Source organism: Clavibacter californiensis (assembly GCF_021952865.1).
GTDB classification, from domain to species: domain Bacteria; phylum Actinomycetota; class Actinomycetes; order Actinomycetales; family Microbacteriaceae; genus Clavibacter; species Clavibacter californiensis.
Map to the genome: position 1 here is coordinate 2426665 of NZ_CP040792.1, position 17246 is coordinate 2443910.

Below are 17246 nucleotides of genomic sequence, written 5' to 3' on the forward strand. Positions count from 1 at the left end.
GCGCTCCGGGCGTGTCGCGCGTCAGTCCTCGAGGACGTCCAGCGCGTGCTGCAGGTCGGCCGGGTACGTGCTCGAGAACGACGCCCGGTCCCCCGTCGCGGGATGCGTGATCTCGAGCCGCATCGCGTGCAGCCACTGCCGGTGGAGGTCGAGCTGCGCCGAGATCGTGGGATCGGCGCCGTACATCGCGTCGCCCACGCAGGGGTGGCGCTGCGCGGCCATGTGCACGCGGATCTGGTGGGTCCGGCCGGTCTCCAGGTGCACCTCGAGCAGCGCCGCGCGCCGGAACGCCTCGAGCGTCTCGTAGTGCGTGACGGACGGCTTACCGTCGGCGGTGACCGCGAACTTCCAGTCGCTGCGGGGGTGGCGCCCGATGGGCGCGTCGATCGTGCCCGCGAGCGGATCCGGATGCCCCTGCACGACCGCGTGGTAGACCTTCTCGACCTCCCGGTCGTGGAACTGCCGCTTGAGCTCCGTGTACGCGCGCTCGGTCTTCGCCACCACCATGAGACCGCTGGTGCCCGCGTCGAGCCGGTGCACGATGCCCTGTCGCTCCTCCGCGCCCGAGGTGCTCAGGCGGAACCCGGCGGCGGCCAGCGCGCCCAGCACGGTCGGCCCCGTCCAGCCGACGCTCGGGTGCGCCGCGACGCCGACGGGCTTGTCGACCACCACGATGTCGTCGTCGTCGTGCACGATGCCGAGGTCGGGCACCGCGAGCGGCACGATGGTCGGCTCCTGCTTCGGCTGCCAGCTGACGGCGAGCATGGATCCGCCGACGAGCCGGTCGGACTTGCCCGCCTCCCGGCCGTCCTGCGTCACGCCGCCGGCCTCGGCGACCTCGGCCGCGAAGCTGCGGGAGAAGCCGAGGAGGCGGGCGAGGCCGGCGTCGACGCGCTGTCCGTCGAGGCCGTCCGGGACGGGAATGGTGCGGTGCTCCATCGGGTGACCTCTTCCGGTGCGGTGCTGGTGGTGCGGCGGTGACGCGGGCTGCGCGAACGACGACGGCGACGCGGGACCCCGTCGCTCCTCGGAGCCGGGTCCCGCGCCGCCGTCGGGCGTGCGGGTGGTGCGGTGCTAGTTGCCGAACGAGGCGGTGGCGGGCGCCTCGCTGGAACCGGCGGAGTCGAGCTCGCGCAGCTGGCCCTCGATGTAGCCCTTGAGCTTCGTGCGGTACTCGCGCTCGAAGGTGCGGAGCTCGTCGATGCGGCCCTCGAGGACCTGGCGCTCCTTCTCCAGGACGGCGGTCTTCGAGCGCTGCTCGGCCTCGGCCTCGGCGGCGATGCGGGCCGCGGTGGCGTGCGCCTCGGCGACGAGCGCGTCGCGCTTCTCGATGCCCTCGCGGACGTGCTCCTCGTGGAGCTTGCGGGCGAGCTTGAGGAGGCTGCTCGTGCTGGAGGTCTCGTCGTCCACGTCCGCGGGGGCGGCGGCGGCGGGCGCCTGCGCGACGACCGGGGCCGGCTCGGGCTCCGGGGTGGGCTCGGGCTCGACGACCACGGGGGCCTGCTCGACGGCGGCGGGAGCGGGGGTCTCGATGACCGTGGTCGCGGCCGGGGCGGCGTCGCCCGAGCCGAGACGCTGGCGCAGCTCCTCGTTCTCCTGGTGGAGGCGTCGCAGCTCGACGACCACCTCGTCGAGGAAGTCGTCGACCTCGTCCTGGTCGTATCCCTCGCGGAACTTGGTCGGCTGGAAACGCTTGTTGACGACGTCTTCAGGAGTGAGAGCCATGGCCTGCCACCTCTTTTGTGCGTAGAGCGGGGTCCGCAGGTGCGGACGCGGGATTCGGGACAACGTGCGACCCAACGCTATCAGCGGAACGCGTCGCTCCGGGGACGGGAGCGCGGAACGGCGGAAGGAGCGCCGGGCGTCAGCCCGTGAAGCCGCGGACGACGTTGAGCAGGATGATCGCCACGAGCATCGTGATCATCCAGCCGAAGTCGAGCGCGACCGGGCCGAGGCGCAGCGGCGGGATCAGGCGCCGGACGAAGCCGATGGGCGGATCCGTGACCGTATACGAGGCCTCGGCGACGATGAGCATCGCGCCGCGCGGACGCCACTGCCGCGAGAGCGACTGGACCAGGTCCAGGACGAACCGGCCCCACATGCAGATGATGAACGCCAGGAGGGCGAACCACAGGACGGTGGCGACGATGTTGACGATGATCACGGACACAAGTATGGCGGGCGCCGATGGGAGGTGCCGTCGGCGCCCGCCATGGCGGTGCTCGGTGGATCAGCGCCCGAAGAAGGAGGCCTCGACCTCGGCCTCGGTGGCCGACTGCTCGCCGGACACGGCGACGTGCGACGGCGAGAGGAGGAACACCTTGGCCGTGACGCGCTCGATCTTGCCGTAGAGGCCGATGGACAGGCCGCTGGCGAAGTCGATGAGGCGGCGGGCGTCGTCGTCTGTCATCTGCGAGAGGTTGATGATGACCGGCACTCCCTCGCGGAAGTTCTCGGCGATGACCTGGGCGTCCTTGTAGGCCTTGGGGTGGACGGTGAGGATCTCGTTCATTTCAGCCGGCGCCGCATTCCTTGTGGTGGTCGAGGGCTTGTGCAGGGGGGTCACGGGTGCGCGCTTCGCCTGCTGCTGGGGAGCGGGGGCGGGCGTCGGGACGGCCTGGACGGGCGACTGCTGCTGCTGCTGCGCGGGCTGCTGGCCCTGCTGGTAGTCGAGCTCCTCGTCGGCGAGTCCCAGGTACACCATGGTCTTGCGAAGTGGGTTGGCCATCATTCCTCTTTCCGTTTCGGCCTGACGAACCGGACCGCACTCCCGACATTAAGGGCCGTCGGGTCGCTTTCCCGTGATTGCCGACCCGATCCGAAGGTGTGTCGCGCCCTCGAGGAGCGCCTCGCGCAGGTCGCCGGACATGCCGGCGGAGATCGCGCCCGCATCGGGCAGGATGCGGCGCACGTCGTCCGAGATCCCCCGCAGCCGCGCGAAGGCACGGCGGGGCTCGCCGTCGTCGGGCGCGACCGCCATGACGCCGAGGACGCGGATGCCGGATGCGCCCGCCGCGTGCTCCGCGAGGGCCTCCGCCTCGGCGGGCCGGACGCCGCCCCGCCCGTCGTCATCGGTGAGGTTGACCTGCAGGAAGACGCGCGTCTCCTGCTCGTCGGACGCGAGCGCGTCGACGAGGGACGGGCGGTCGACCGAGTGGATCACCGAGGCGTAGCGCCTCACCTGCCTGGCCTTCTTGCCCTGCAGCTGGCCGACGAAGTGCCAGGCCACGCCCGCGCCCTCGAGCTCCGCGGCCTTGCCCTGCGCCTCCTGGTGCCGGCTCTCGCCGAGGTCGCGGACGCCGAGGTCGACGAGGGCGCTGAGGAGGGAGACGGGCTGGAACTTGGTGACCACGATCGTGGTCACCTCGTCGGGACGGCGGCCGGCCGCGCGGATCCCGTCGGCGACGTCCGCCTGCACGGACGCCCACCGCTCGGCGAGGCCGGGGTGGGCTTCGCCGGGGTGGGCGTCCGACGCGTGCGCGCCGCCTGTCTGCGGAGCGTCGGTCACTTCAGGAAGTCGGGGATGTCCAGGTCGTCGCCGTCGTCCTCGAACGTCGGGTCGCTCGCGGGGACGGACGCGACGGGCGCCTCCGCCTGCGGGCGCGCCGGCGCGGACTCGACGGCCTCGGGAGCGGCGACCGCTCCCCCGCCCGCGGCGACGAAGCCGCTGCGGCGGTTCTCGACCTTGGACGCCGGCTCGCCGCCGTCGAAGCCCGCCGCGATGACGGTGACGCGCACCTCGTCGCCGAGGGTGTCGTCGATGACCGCGCCGAAGATGATGTTCGCCTCGGGGTGCACGGCCTCCTGCACGAGCTTGGCCGCGTCGTTGATCTCGAAGATGCCGAGGTTGGATCCGCCCTGGATCGAGAGGAGCACGCCATGGGCGCCCTCGATGCTCGCCTCGAGGAGGGGAGACGCGACCGCGAGCTCGGCGGCCTTGATGGACCGGTCGGCGCCGCGGGACGAGCCGATGCCCATGAGCGCGGATCCGGCACCCTGCATGACCGACTTGACGTCAGCGAAGTCGAGGTTGATGAGGCCGGGGGTCGTGATGAGGTCGGTGATGCCCTGGACACCCGCGAGGAGCACCTGGTCGGCCGTCGCGAAGGCCTCGAGCATGCTGATGCCGCGGTCGCTGATCTCCAGCAGGCGGTCGTTCGGGACGACGATGAGCGTGTCGACCTCGTTCTTCAGCGTCGCGACGCCGAGCTCGGCCTGGGCCGAGCGGCGCTTGCCCTCGAAGCCGAACGGCTTCGTCACGACGCCGATGGTCAGCGCGCCGATCGACTTCGCGATGCGGGCCACGACGGGCGCGCCGCCGGTGCCGGTGCCGCCGCCCTCGCCCGCGGTGACGAAGACCATGTCCGCGCCGGCCAGGGCCTCCTCGATCTCCTCCGCGTGGTCCTCGGCGGCGCGACGGCCGACCTCGGGGTCCGCGCCGGCGCCGAGGCCCCGGGTGATCTCGCGGCCGACGTCGAGCTTGACGTCGGCATCGCTCATGAGCAGCGCCTGGGCGTCGGTGTTGATCGCGATGAACTCCACGCCCCGCAGACCGAGCTCGATCATGCGGTTGACGGCGTTCACGCCGCCACCGCCGATGCCGACGACCTTGATGACGGCGAGGTAGTTCTGGTTGTTCGACACGACGGGCCTCCGCTAGAACCTTCGACCTCCGGTGGAGGCTTAGAGTTTACTCAGTATGCATTTCCTGATCCCGACGTTAGGGGGCTCGGGGTCGGCGCGACGACTCCCGTGCCGCGTGTCGCGAAGGCCGGGCGGGATCAGGGTCCGGCGACCGGCGCGTCGGGCGCCGACACGTCGTAGGAGCCGACGTCCCCGCGGGCCTCGACCAGCGCCTGCAGCACCTGCGCCTTGTCGACCGAGCGCTCGCCGCTCCCCCACAGCACCTTCTTGCCGCTGCGGAGGGTGAGCATCACGTCGTCGGTCGTGTTGGCCTGGATGCTGTCGACCTGCGGCAGGAAGTCGGCGGGCAGCGCGACCAGGACCGCCGCGGCCGCCTGGAAGCGCGGGGACGAGAAGTCGGCGCTCGGCAGGTCGATGAGGGGGTAGCCGTCCGGGCGCGCCGTCGCGCGCTCGATCGTGATGCCCGCGGGATCCACCAGGTCGAAGCCGGCGCCGGACTGGATCACGGCCACGGGTGTGCGCTCGACGATGCGGACCACGAGCGTCGACGGCGGACGGCTCTCGGTGCTGTAGCTGCGGATCAGCGGGAACGCGCGGAGCTCGTCGCCGACGCGGTCCAGGTCGACGAGCGGGAGCGGCGTGCCGACCTGGTCGGAGAGCGCCGCCTGGATGCTCGACGGGGACACGCGGTCCGCGCCCTCGACCTCGACGGTGCGGAGGGCGAGCAGCGGCGAATACACGGCGATGCCGACGACGATCGCGAGGGTGAGGACGGCGCCGAGCGCGCCGAGGAGCCCGGCGCGTCGACGGCGGGCGCGCTGCGTGAAGCGGCGCACCTCCTGGCGCTCGTAGCGCTGCCGCTCACGGCGGGCGCGGCGCAGCTGGCGTCGCGCCTCGGCGTCTCCGGTGGCCGCGCTCGCGGGGCGGGCCGGGCGGTGGGCCCGAGGGGTGGGCTCCCCGTCCGCGTCCGAGTGGGTGCGCCGGCGGAGCGGACGGGCGGAAGCCGCGGTCTCCGCCGCTCCGCGTGCCCGAGCGCCCAGCCTGCCGGCCAGGCCGCCCGAGCGCGGCGGCGTCGGCTCGCGGCCCGTGCGCGGCGCGGGCGGCGCCTCGACCGGTGCCTGCGCGAGGTGCGGGAGGACGATGGGCTCGGTGTCGGGCTCGTCGTCGTCACGCCACGCCGCGCGGGGGCGCGGGCTCACGGGCGGCGTGGGCGCTGCCGGGGCGAGCGCGGGCGGCGTCCGCGCGGGCGCCACGGGCGCGGCGGGACGCGATCCGCGACCGCGACGGCTGCGCGCGTCCGCGCCCTCGGCGCCCTCGGCGGGCGCGGCGGGCGCGGGCGGCTTCGGGACCCGGGGCCGGTCGAAGCCCTCGGGCCGCTTCACTCGCGGGGCCGGGAGGACGCGGCGGGCTGCGGGGATCCGGCGGGACGCTCGAGCGCACCGATCACCTGCGGGATGATCCGGTACACGTCGCCGCAGCTGAGGGTCACGATGAAGTCGCCGTCGCGCGCGATAGCCGCCGCGCGATCGGCCGCCTCCTGCCAGTCGGGCAGGTAGTCGACGTGGCCCGCGTCATGGAAGCGCTCGGAGACGAGGGCGCCGGTGACGCCGGGGATCGGGTCCTCGCGGGCGCCGAACACGTCGAGCACGATGGTGTGGTCGGCCAGCTCCTCGTAGACGCGCGCGAAGTCGCCGGCCATCATCTGCGTGCGGCTGTAGAGGTGCGGCTGGTGGACGGCGATGATCCGGCCCTCCCCCACGACCGTGCGCGCGGCCTCGAGCGCGGCGCGGACCTCGGTGGGGTGGTGGGCGTAGTCGTCGTAGACGCTCACCCCGCGGACCTCCGCGTGCAGCTCGAACCGGCGGCCGGTGCCGGAGAAGCCAGCGAGGCCCGCGATGGCGTCGTCGGGATCCACGCCGAGGCCGACGAGCACGGCGTACGCGCCGGCCGCGTTGATCGCGTTGTGACGGCCGGGGACGCGGAGCGCGGCGCGGCGCGCGACGCCGTCGTGGGTGAGCGTGAAGGCGACGGGGCCGTCGGTGACGATGTCGGTGATCCGGATGTCGGCGGCCGGGTCCTCGCCGAACGTGACGACGCGTCCCTCGATGCGGGCGGTCACGCGCCGGGCACCCGGGTCGTCGCTGGAGATGACGACGAGCTCCGACGCGGCCGACGCGAAGCGCACGAAGGCGTCGTCGAACGCCTCGTGCGAGCCGTAGTGGTCGAGGTGGTCGGCGTCGACGTTGGTGATGAGCGCGACGGACGTGTCGTAGAGGAGGAAGGAGCCGTCGGACTCGTCGGCCTCGACGACGAACAGCTCCTCGGATCCGGGGGCGCTCGAGACGCCGAGCCCGCCGATCACGCCGCCGTTGACGAACGACGGGTCGCGGCCGGCCTCGAGGAGCGCGGTGACGATCATGCCCGTGGACGTGGTCTTGCCGTGGGCGCCCGCGACGGCCACGAGCCGCTGGCCGGAGATGAGCCACGCGAGCGCCTGCGAGCGGTGCAGGATCGGGAGGCCCCGCTCCTTCGCGAGCACGTACTCGGGGTTGTCCTGCCAGAGCGCGCCCGTGACGACGAGCGCGTCGGCGTCGCCCACGTGCGCGGCGTCGTGGCCGACGTGGATCTCGGCGCCCAGCTCCCGGAGCGCCTGGACGGCGTCGGAGTCACGGGAGTCGGATCCGGTGACCCGGTGCCCTGCCGCGAGGAACAGGCGCGCGATGCCGCTCATGCCGGACCCGCCGATGCCCACGAAGTGGACGCGCCCGAGCTCGGTCGGGATGTCCATGGTCAGGTCGGGTGCGATCACGTGCGGTCTCCTCGGGAGGGTGGGAAGCGGGGTGGGCGGCGGTCAGCGCCGCGCGGCGGGCCGGGACGGGCGGGCGGCGACGGCGTCGCGGACGAGGTCGGCCATGCGGGCCGCGCCGTCGCGCGTGCCGACGGAAGCCGCCGCCTGGGACATGCGCGTGAGCGCCGCCGGGTCGGACAGGAGCGGGAGGACGTGCGCGAGCACCCAGTCGGGCGTGAAGTCGGCGTCGGCCACGACGATGCCGCCGCCGGCCGCGACGACGCCGCGGACGTTCACGGCCTGCTCGCCGTTGCCCACGGGGTAGGGCACGTAGACCGCGGGGACGCCGACGCAGGTGAGCTCGGAGAGCGCGCCGGCGCCGGCGCGGGAGACGACGAGGTCGGCCGCGGCGATCGCGAGCTCCATCCGGTCGGAGTAGCCCACCACGTGGTAGCGCTCGACGCCCGGGTCGGTGAACTCCTGCGCGCCGCCGACGATGTGCAGGATCTGCGCACCCGTCGCGGTGATGCGCTCGGCCACCTGCACCACGGTGCGGTTGAGGCTGCGCGCGCCCGTGGATCCGCCCGTGACGAGGAGCGTCGGCCGGTCGGCGTCGAGGCCGAGCTCGGCGCGCGCGGCGTCGCGGGCTGCCACGCGGTCGAGGGTCGCGATCTCGCGGCGGAGCGGCATGCCGACCACCTGGGCGCGCGGGCCGAGCGCGGTGCCGGGGAACGTGATCCCGACCGCCGCGGCGACGCGAGCGCCGAGCCGGTTGGCGAGTCCCGGCGATGCGTTGGCCTCGTGCACGACGACGGGGACGCCCGAGCGGCGGGCGGCGACGTAGGCGGGCGCGGCCGCGTAGCCGCCGAAGCCGACGACGACGTCGATGCCGCGATCGGCGACCATGCGGCGGATCTGCCCCACGGCCCGGGCGAAGGCCGGCGCGAAGCGCACGGCGGCCCCGTCGGGGCGGCGCGGGAACGGCAGGCGGGCGATGGTGAGCAGCTCGTAGCCGCGGGCGGGGACGAGCCGGGACTCGAGGCCCTCGCGCGTGCCGAGGACGAGGATCGTCGACCCCGGCTCGCGCGCGCGGAGCTCGTCGGCCACGGCGAGCAGCGGGTTGACGTGCCCCGCGGTGCCGCCGCCGGCGAGCAGGTAGACCGTCACGAGCGCATCCCGACGACGGCGGGCACGACGTCCGGCGACTCCTCGGTCGTGGGCCTCCTGGCGAAGCCCAGCACGATGCCCATCGCCACGAGCGTCGTCACGAGCGACGACCCTCCGGACGACACGAACGGCAATGGCACCCCGAGCACCGGGAGCAGGTTGAGCACCACGGCGATGTTCACGAAGGCCTGCACGATGATCCAGGTCATGACGGCGCCCGTCGCGACGCGCGCGAAGGTGTCGGTGTTGGCGCGGATTACGCGGATGAAGCCGATGGCGAGCACCACGAACAGGAGGATGACGACGATCGCGCCGATGAGGCCGAGCTCCTCGCCGATGATCGCGAAGATGTAGTCGTTGTCGGCCTCGGGCAGCCACATCCACTTGGCCTTCGAGTTGCCGAGGCCCACCCCGAAGATGCCGCCGGCCGCCAGCGCGTACAGGCCGTGCGTGGACTGCCAGCAGCCGCCCGCGTAGTCGCACTGGCCGGTGAGGAACTCGGTGACGCGGCGCATGCGGCTGTCGCTGATCACGGTCATGAGCACCGCGAGCACCGAGCCGATCGTGAGCATGAGCGTGAGCTTGCCGATCGGGATCCCCGCGAAGAAGAGGGCGCCGAGCACGATGCTCGCCATGATGATCACGGTCCCGAGGTCGCCGCCGAGCGCGACGAGGCCGACGGCCCCGCCCGCGACGGGCAGCACCGGGATGAGGATGTGCGGCCAGGTGCGCAGCAGGTGGCGCTTCCTCGCGAGGATGAACGCCAGCCAGATCACGAGGCCCACCTTGATGAGCTCGGCGGGCTGGAACGTCGTGCCCGCGATGCGGATCCAGCCGATGTTCTCGCCGACCTTGACGCCCATGGGGCCGAACACCAGCAGCTGCACCGCGCTGGCCCCGATCAGCAGCACCCAGGCCCAGCGCTTCCAGAACATGGGCGGCACGAGCGAGACGAGGAGCATGAGCGGCACGCCGATGAGCGCGAACATGCCCTGCTTGAGGAAGATGCCGAAGAAGCCGCCGCCAGCGACGAACGAGTCGATGCTCGACGACGAGAGCACCATCACGAGGCCGAAGACGACCAGGAAGAGCGTCGTGCCGAGGAGCAGGAAGTAGGAGCCGCTCTCCGCGTGGAAGGCGCGGCCGAGGTGGATGCGGGCGGCGAGGCCGCGACGCTGCGTCCCCTCCTGCGCGTCGTCGACGGGCGACTCCGGGGTGCGCGGGCCGCGGGGGCCCGGCACGTCAGCCGCGCGAGGGGTCCGCGTCGTTCTCGGGGGCAGTGTCATCCGCCGCACCTCCCAGGTGGTGGTCGACCGCGGTCCGGAATCGGCGTCCTCGGTCGGCGTAGTCGGTGAATTGGTCCATGGATGCCGCCGCCGGGGCCAGGAGGACGGTGTCGCCCTCCCGGGCCACGCCCGCCGCGAGCCGCACGGCGGACCGCATGACCTGTTCAGTGTCGCTCTCGGCCACCTCGAGGACGGTGACGTCGGGCGCGTGTCGCGCGAATGCCGCGAGGACCCCGGCGCGCTCGACGCCGATGACGACCGCCGCGCGCAGGCGTGACGCGTGGGCGCGGATCAGGTCGTCGAGCTCGACGCCCTTGAGGAGGCCGCCGACGACCCACACCACGGAGGGGAAGGCCGCGAGCGACGCGGACGCCGCGTGCGGATTGGTGGCCTTCGAGTCGTCGACGAAGGCGACGCCGTCGCGCTCCCCGATCCGCTCGATGCGGTGGCTGTCGAGCTCGAAGCGCTGGAGCGCCTGCCGCACCACCGCCGGCGAGACGCCGTAGGACCGGGCGAGCGCGGCCGCGGCCAGGATGTTCTGCACGATGTGCGGTGCCGCGAGGCCCACCGCGCGCAGCTCGTCGAGCGTCGTCAGCTCGAGCGCGGAGGTGAGCCGCTCCTCGAGGAACGCGCGGTCGCAGAGGATCCCGTCGACGATGCCGAGGTCGCTCGGACCCGGCGCGTCGAGCCCGAACCCGATGGCGCGCGCGCCGTCCTGGACGTCCGCGTCGCGGAGCGCGTCCTCGGTCGCGCGGTCGGCGCGGTTGTAGACGCAGGCGACGCGCGTGTCGGCGTAGACCCGCCCCTTCGCGGCCGCGTAGGCCTGGCGGGAGCCGTGCCACTCGAGGTGGTCGTCGGCCAGGTTGAGGAAGGCGCTCGAGTAGGGCCGCACCTTGCGCATGTAGTGCAGCTGGTGGCTGGAGAGCTCGACGACGAGCACGTCGAAGCCGTCCGGGTGGCGGACGACGTCGAGCACGGGCAGGCCGATGTTGCCGCACGGGACCGCTCGCACCCCGCCCTCCTGGAGGAGCGCGGCCGTGAGCTGCGTGGTGGTGGTCTTGCCGTTGGTGCCGGTGATGGTGATCCACTCGGCGGGCGCGCCCGTCTTGTCGCGCACGCGCCAGGCGAGCTCGATGTCGCCCCACAGCGGGATCCCCGCCTCCGTCGCCCATGCGGGCAGCGGGTGCGTCGGCGCGTAGCCGGGCGACACGACGACGAGCTCGGGCGCGAAGGCCACGAGCTCCCCGGGGACGGGCTCCTCCTCGGTCGGCCGCACGAGGCGCCCGCCGATCACGTCGAGCAGCGCCAGCCGCTCGGGCGACGCGTCGGACGCGACCACGAGCACATCGGCGCCGAGCTCGACCAGCGTGTCGGCCACCGAGAAGCCGGTGCGCCCGAGGCCGAGGACGGCGACGCGGAGGCCGGTCCAGTCGTCGTGCCAGCTGTGCAGGGAGTCGGGTCGCGCGAGCGCCGTGCCGTCGTCGGAGGTGCCGTCTGTCATCTCTACTGCGTGATCCATTCCAGGTAGAAGGTGCCGACGCCCGCCGCCACGAGCAGCCCGGCGATGATCCAGAAGCGCACGACGACCGTGACCTCCGCCCAGCCCTTCAGCTCGAAGTGGTGGTGCAGCGGGCTCATGAGGAAGATGCGCTTGCCGTGCGTGAGCTTGAAGTAGATGCGCTGCAGGACCACCGAGCCCGCGACGATCACGAACAGGCCGCCGATGAAGACCAGCAGCAGCTCGGTGCGGCTGAGGATCGCGAGGGCAGCCAGCGCGCCGCCGAGGCCCAGCGAGCCGGTGTCGCCCATGAAGATCTGCGCCGGCGACGTGTTCCACCAGAGGAAGCCGATGAGCGCCCCGACGATGGAGGCCGCGATGATCGCGAGGTCGAGCGGGCTCGCCACCTCGTAGCAGCGGTACTCGTTCTGGTAGCTGGAGACGCTGTCGCACGACTGGTTGAACTGCCAGAAGCCGATGATGACGTAGGAGCCGATCGAGAAGATCGACGCGCCCGCCGCGAGGCCGTCGAGGCCGTCGGCCACGTTCACGCCGTTCGAGGCGCTCGCGACGATGAGGCAGATCCAGACGATGAACAGGCCCGTGCCGATGACCGCGCCGAGCGCCATGAAGTCGAGCGGCAGGTCGCGGAACAGGCTGATGGCGGTGGAAGCGGGCGTGAGGCCGGACACGGGGTCGCGCAGCGTGATGGCGAGCACCGCGAACACGGTCGCGACGATGACCTGGCCGGCGATCTTCTGCCAGCCGCCGAGCCCGAGCGACTGCTGCTTGCGGGTCTTCAGGTAGTCGTCGAGGAAGCCGACGAAGCCGAGGCCGACCATCATGAACACGACCAGCAGGCCCGACGGCGTCACGGGGTCGAAGCGGATCCCGTCCCACGTGAGCAGGTGCCCCACGAAGTAGCCGAGCACGCTCGCCAGGATGATGACGATGCCGCCCATCGTGGCGGTGCCGCGCTTGGTGTGGTGGGTCTGCGGGCCGTCGTCGCGGATGAACTGGCCCCACTGCAGCCGGTGGAACAGCTTGATGAACAGCGGCGTGAGGAAGAGCGTGAAGGCGAGCGAGAACGCGCCCGCGAAGAGGAGGGCTACCACGCGTACTTCTCCCCCAGCTCGTCGCCGAGGAAGCGGAGCCCGGCGGAGTTCGAGGACTTCACGAGCACGAGGTCGCCGTCACGGAGGATCCGGTCGAGGATCTCGCGGGCCTCGGCCGCGTCCTCCGCGAAGATCGACTCGCCGTCCCACGAGCCCTGCGCGATGGCCTCGAGGTGCAGGCGGCGCGCGGGGCGGCCGACCACCACGAGTTGACCGATGTTGAGGCGCACCGCGAGGAGGCCCACGCGGTCGTGCTCCTCCTCGGAGAACTCGCCGAGCTCGCTCATCTCGCCGAGCACGGCGACCGTGCGCTGCTCCGGTCCGCGGATCTGCGCGAGCGTGCGCAGCGCGGCCGCCATCGAGTCGGGGCTCGCGTTGTATGCGTCGTTGATCACCGTGACGCCGTTGCCGCCGAGCACCTCCATGCGCCAGCGCTCGGCGCGTTGCACGGTCTGGAGCGCGGAGACGATGGAGTCGCCGTCGACGCCGAGCGCCCAGGCGCCCGCCGCCGCGGCCAGCGCGTTGGTGACGTGGTGCTCGCCGAGCACGCGGAAGGACACCGGACGCTCAGAGCCGTCCGGCAGGTGGAGCGTGAAGGTCGTGCCCGCCGCCGAGGCGACGATGTCCGTGGCGCGGACCGCGGCGCGCGCGTCGCGGCCGAACCAGAGCACGGGCGCCTCCGTCTTGTCGCTCATGGAGGAGACGCGCGGGTCGTCCGCGTTGAGGACGGCCGTGTCCTCCGGCAGCAGGTCCTTGACCATCTCGGTCTTCGTCACGAGCGTCCGCTCGATGCCGCCGAAGCCGCCCGCGTGGGCGAGCCCGACGGTGAGGACGATGCCGACGTCGGGCTTCGCCATGCGGATCAGCCGCGTGATCTCCCCGAGCCCGCTCGCGCCCATCTCCGCCACGAGGTACCGCGTGGTGCGCGTGACCTTGAGCATGGTCAGCGGCGCGCCGACCTCGTTGTTGAAGGACGCGACGGGCGACACGGTCTCGCCCTGCGTCGAGAGGATCGCGTGCAGCAGGTTTTTCGTGGTGGTCTTGCCGTTGGATCCGGTGACCGCCACCATCCGCAGGTCGCCGAGCGCGCGCACCCGCGCGACGACCTCGTGCGCGAGCCGGCCGAGCGCGTCGACGACGTCGGGCACGAGCACCTGGGGCACGGGCAGGTCGAGCTCGCGCTCGACGAGGAGCAGGGCGGCGCCGGCCTCGACGGCCTGGGGCGCGAACAGGTGGCCGTCGGTCTCCTCGCCGGGCTTGGCGACGAAGATCCCGCCGGGGCCGATGAGCCGGCTGTCGGTGTCGACCGCGCCGTCGACGACGGTCTGCGCGGTCGCGTCGCCGCGCAGCAGGAGTCGGCCGTCGACCGCCTCGGCGATCTCGGCGAGGGTGAGGGCGATCATGTCAGCTCCAGCCTGCGTCGCGGAGTGCCGCGCGCGCGTCGTCACGGGCGGAGAACGGGATCTTGCGCCCGGCCACCTCGTGGTAGTCCTCGTGCCCGGGTCCGGCGACGAGGATGGTGTCGCCCTCGCCGACCAGCGACACCGCGGTGCGGATCGCCGTGGCGGGGTCGGGCACCTCGTGGATCTCGCGGTCGGGGACCGCGGCCCTCGCACCCGCGATGAGGCTCGCCCGGATGGACGCCGGGTCCTCGTAGCGGGGGTGGTAGTCGGTGATGACCACGACGTCGGCGAGGCGGGCCGCGATCGCGCCCATCTCGGCGCGCTTCGTGGTGTCACGGTCGCCGTCGGCGCCGAACACCATCACGAGCTTCCCGGGCGTGAACGGACGCAGAGCCTGCAGCGTCTGCTCGAAGGCGTCGGGCGTGTGCCCGTAGTCGACGAAGAAGAGGGGGCCGGTCTCGCCGGAGACGCGCTCGGCGCGACCCGGGATGTACGCCCGGATGCCGCCGTCGCGGTCGAGCACGTGGGCGACCGCGTCGAGGTCGTAGCCCGACTCGACGAGCATCACGATGGCGAGCCCCGCGTTGGCGGCCATGAACCAGCCGGGGACGGGCACGCGCGAGACGAGCACGCGGTTGTCGGGACCCTCGAGGCGGAAGCCCGTGGAGTCGGGCGTCTGCTCGAGCACCGTGACGGTCCAGTCGGCGTCGACGCCGGGCCTCGAGGCGATCGTGGTCATCGGGATGCGGGATCCGTCGACGATGCGCTGACCCCACTCGGTGTCGAGCGAGACGACGCCGCGGCGCGCGCGGTCGGGGTCGAAGAACGCGGCCTTGGCATCGAAGTACTCCTCGAAGTCCGCGTAGTCGTCGAGGTGGTCGTGGCTGAGGTTGATGAACGCGGCCACGTCGAACACCAGGCCGTCGACGCGGTGCCGGGTGAGGGCCTGCGCCGACACCTCGATCGTCACGGCGCGGACCTCCGCCTCGCGCATGCGGGCGAGGAGCGCGTGCAGCTCGCTCGCCTCGGGCGTGGTGAGGCGGCTGGTGATGCTCTCCTCGCCGATGCGGCGCTCGGCCGTGGAGGTGAGCCCGGTCACCACGCCGAGCTGGCGGAGCAGGCCGTCGAGCAGGTACACCACGCTCGTCTTGCCGTTCGTGCCCGTCACGCCGTAGAGCGTCGCCGGGTTCTCGGCCGAGCGGTGGACCCACGCGGAGATGTCGCCGAGGGCGGCCCGGGGGTCGGGCGTGAGGATCACCGGGAGGCCGGAGCCCTGGGCGTCGGCGAGCCCGTCGGGGTCGGTCAGCACCGCGACCGCGCCGCTCGCGGCCGCATCGGCGGCGAAGCGGGCGCCGTGCACGCGGATCCCGCGGAGACCGACGTAGAGGTCGCCCGGCTGCACGTCGCCGGAGGACAGCGTGACGCCCGTGACCTCCACGTCGTCCACGTCGCCGACGACGTCGAGCGCGAAGTCGCTCACCAGGCCGGACAGCGACCGTGCGACGGGATGCTCGGGGCGGAGGGCGGGGGTGGCAGGGGAGGTCATCGCCCTCATCTCTCAGTAGGTCGTCGGGAGGTTCGGGGACGGCACGGTGGAGGGGGGCACCCGGTACGTCTTCAGGACCTGGGACATGATCTTCTGGAAGACGGGCGCCGCGGCCGCCGAGGACTTCATGGTATCCGGATTGGCCAGGCTGATCGACACGACGTACTGGGGGTCCTCGGCCGGCGCGAGGCCCGCGATCGACACCAGGTAGTTCTTGCCGTACTTGCCGTCGGCCTCCGCGACCTGCGCGGTGCCGGACTTCGCCGCGACCCTGTAGCCGGGGATCGTGAGGTCCTTGGAGAGGTGGCCGTCGGTGACGACCGTCTCGAGCATGTTCACGGTCGAGTCGGCGGCCTGGGGCGAGACGACCTGCGTGCCCTGGGTCGAAGGCTGGTCCGTGACGGTGCCGTCGGCGGCCTTGCAGCCGGAGACGAGCGACAGCGGCAGCTTGACGCCGTGGTTGCCGATGGTCTGGTAGATGCTCGCGACCTGCAGCGCCGTGGTCGTGAGGCCCTGGCCGAACATGGTCGCGTAGTTGGTCTGCGGGTCCCACTCCTGCCACGGCCGGATCAGGCCGCTGCTCTCGCCGGGGAAGCCGAGGCCGGTATCGCCGCCCACCCCGAACGCCCTGAGGTAGTCGTAGCGGTCCTCGGCGGAGAGGCGCTCGCCGAGCGCTGAGATGCCCGTGTTCGAGGAGTCCATGAGCACGCCCGCGAGCGTGAAGTGCAGGTCGGGGTGCACGTAGCTGTCGCTGAGCTTCACGTTCGGACGCGTGAACGTGTAGGGCGCGACCACGTGCGTGCCCGCGTCGGCCTTGCCGGAGTCGAGGAGCGCGGCGGCGGTCACGGCCTTGAGGGTGGATCCCGGCTCGAACGGAGAGCTGAACGCGCGGCTCCCCCGGTCCTCGGGCTTCGTCGCCGACACGTCGTTGGGGTCGACGGACGGGTACTCGGCGACCGCGAGGACCTTGCCCGTCTTCACCTCGACGATGGTCGCGTGCCCGTAGTCGGCGCCGACCTTCACGGCCTGCTCGGCGACGGCGGTCTGCGCGAAGTACTCGAGGTCCGTGTCGATGTTGGTCAGCACGTCGCTGCCGTCCTTGGCCGGCTTCTGCGTGACGGTGCTGCCGGTGATGGGCACGCCGTCCGCGCCGCGCTCGTAGGTCTGGGCGCCGTCCTGGGCGGCGAGGCAGGAGTCGTACTCCTGCTCGAGCCCGGCCTTGATCGTCCCGTCGCCCGCGATGTAGCCGAGGATGCTGCCCGCGATCTGGCCGTTGGGGTAGGTGCGGCTCGATACGGCTTGGAAGTAGATCCACGGGATCTTGAGGTCCCGGATGGCGAGGTACGCGTCGACGTCCACGCCCTTGGTCACGTAGCCGAACAGCGACTTGGGGTCCTTGGCGAGCGCTCCCGTGATGAGCCCGTGGATCTCCTCGGGCTTCTGCCCGGTGATCGCGCCCAGCTGCGCCTCGGCGTCCGCGAGCGACACGTCCTGCTTCACGGGCTTGCCGTCGTCGCCGGTGACCGTCCGCGTGAAGTCGCCGGCCTTGGACGGATCCATCGTCACGTCGTAGCGGAGCACGCTGTCCGCGAGCACCTTGCCGTCGGCGTCGTAGATGCTGCCGCGGACGCCGGGCAGCGTCTGCGAGATGGCCCTCTTGCCGAGCGCCTCCTCGTTGAGCTCCGTGGCCTGCACGACCTGGATGTCGATGAGCTTGACGACGAAGACCCCGATGACGGCGAGGATCGCGATGAGGGAGAAGGCGATGCGCCGTCGGTTCGAGATCGTGCTCACTCGGG

15 protein-coding genes are annotated in these 17246 nt (G+C 72.5%); all 15 read right to left on the reverse strand.

Annotated features, from left to right (window positions below):
* Positions 1-21: 21 nt before the first annotated feature.
* Positions 22-939 carry an RluA family pseudouridine synthase gene (locus FGD68_RS11725; protein ID WP_104234853.1) on the reverse strand — a complete coding sequence of 306 codons (918 nt, stop codon included), beginning with the start codon at positions 937-939 and terminating at the stop codon, positions 22-24.
* 135 nt (positions 940-1074) lie between these two features.
* Positions 1075-1725 carry a DivIVA domain-containing protein gene (locus tag FGD68_RS11730; RefSeq protein WP_104234854.1) on the reverse strand — a complete coding sequence of 217 codons (651 nt, stop codon included), beginning with the start codon at positions 1723-1725 and terminating at the stop codon, positions 1075-1077.
* A gap of 139 nt (positions 1726-1864) precedes the next feature.
* Positions 1865-2164, reverse strand: a complete 300-nt coding sequence (locus FGD68_RS11735) for a YggT family protein (RefSeq protein WP_043561739.1) — start codon at positions 2162-2164, stop codon at positions 1865-1867.
* Positions 2165-2230: 66 nt separating this feature from the next.
* A complete protein-coding gene (locus FGD68_RS11740; protein WP_104234855.1) occupies positions 2231-2728 on the reverse strand; it encodes a cell division protein SepF in 498 nt (165 codons plus the stop codon).
* 48 nt (positions 2729-2776) lie between these two features.
* Positions 2777-3508, reverse strand: coding sequence for a YggS family pyridoxal phosphate-dependent enzyme (locus FGD68_RS11745; RefSeq protein ID WP_104234856.1), 732 nt, complete (start codon positions 3506-3508; stop codon positions 2777-2779).
* The gene (gene ftsZ / locus FGD68_RS11750) at positions 3505-4644 is read right to left on the reverse strand and encodes a cell division protein FtsZ (RefSeq protein ID WP_012038543.1); all 1140 of its coding nucleotides are present in this window, start codon (positions 4642-4644) and stop codon (positions 3505-3507) included. Before ftsZ ends, FGD68_RS11745 begins: the two co-directional genes overlap by 4 nt.
* Positions 4645-4781: 137 nt before the next feature.
* Positions 4782-6026: an FtsQ-type POTRA domain-containing protein gene (locus FGD68_RS11755; RefSeq protein ID WP_237609465.1), complete on the reverse strand. Its 1245-nt coding sequence runs from the start codon at positions 6024-6026 to the stop codon at positions 4782-4784.
* Positions 6023-7453 (reverse strand): UDP-N-acetylmuramate--L-alanine ligase, encoded by a 1431-nt coding sequence (gene murC / locus FGD68_RS11760; protein ID WP_237609466.1) that lies wholly within the window; start codon positions 7451-7453, stop codon positions 6023-6025. The genes FGD68_RS11755 and murC overlap by 4 nt, the downstream gene beginning before the upstream one ends.
* A gap of 42 nt (positions 7454-7495) precedes the next feature.
* Positions 7496-8599 carry an undecaprenyldiphospho-muramoylpentapeptide beta-N-acetylglucosaminyltransferase gene (murG, locus tag FGD68_RS11765; protein ID WP_237609467.1) on the reverse strand — a complete coding sequence of 368 codons (1104 nt, stop codon included), beginning with the start codon at positions 8597-8599 and terminating at the stop codon, positions 7496-7498.
* The gene (gene ftsW / locus FGD68_RS11770) at positions 8596-9885 is read right to left on the reverse strand and encodes a putative lipid II flippase FtsW (protein WP_119372870.1); all 1290 of its coding nucleotides are present in this window, start codon (positions 9883-9885) and stop codon (positions 8596-8598) included. Before ftsW ends, murG begins: the two co-directional genes overlap by 4 nt.
* Positions 9842-11386, reverse strand: coding sequence for a UDP-N-acetylmuramoyl-L-alanine--D-glutamate ligase (gene murD, locus FGD68_RS11775; RefSeq protein ID WP_119372871.1), 1545 nt, complete (start codon positions 11384-11386; stop codon positions 9842-9844). Before murD ends, ftsW begins: the two co-directional genes overlap by 44 nt.
* A 2-nt stretch (positions 11387-11388) precedes the next feature.
* Positions 11389-12498 carry a phospho-N-acetylmuramoyl-pentapeptide-transferase gene (gene mraY / locus FGD68_RS11780; protein WP_119372872.1) on the reverse strand — a complete coding sequence of 370 codons (1110 nt, stop codon included), beginning with the start codon at positions 12496-12498 and terminating at the stop codon, positions 11389-11391.
* Positions 12492-13901, reverse strand: a complete 1410-nt coding sequence (locus FGD68_RS11785; RefSeq protein ID WP_119372873.1) for a UDP-N-acetylmuramoyl-tripeptide--D-alanyl-D-alanine ligase — start codon at positions 13899-13901, stop codon at positions 12492-12494. The genes mraY and FGD68_RS11785 overlap by 7 nt, the downstream gene beginning before the upstream one ends.
* 1 nt (position 13902) lies before the next feature.
* Complete coding sequence (locus FGD68_RS11790; protein WP_104234862.1) at positions 13903-15447, reverse strand: Mur ligase family protein; 1545 nt, start codon at positions 15445-15447, stop codon at positions 13903-13905.
* Between the two features lie 12 nt (positions 15448-15459).
* Positions 15460-17241 (reverse strand): peptidoglycan D,D-transpeptidase FtsI family protein, encoded by a 1782-nt coding sequence (locus FGD68_RS11795; protein WP_119372874.1) that lies wholly within the window; start codon positions 17239-17241, stop codon positions 15460-15462.
* Between the last annotated feature and the right edge of the window lie 5 nt (positions 17242-17246).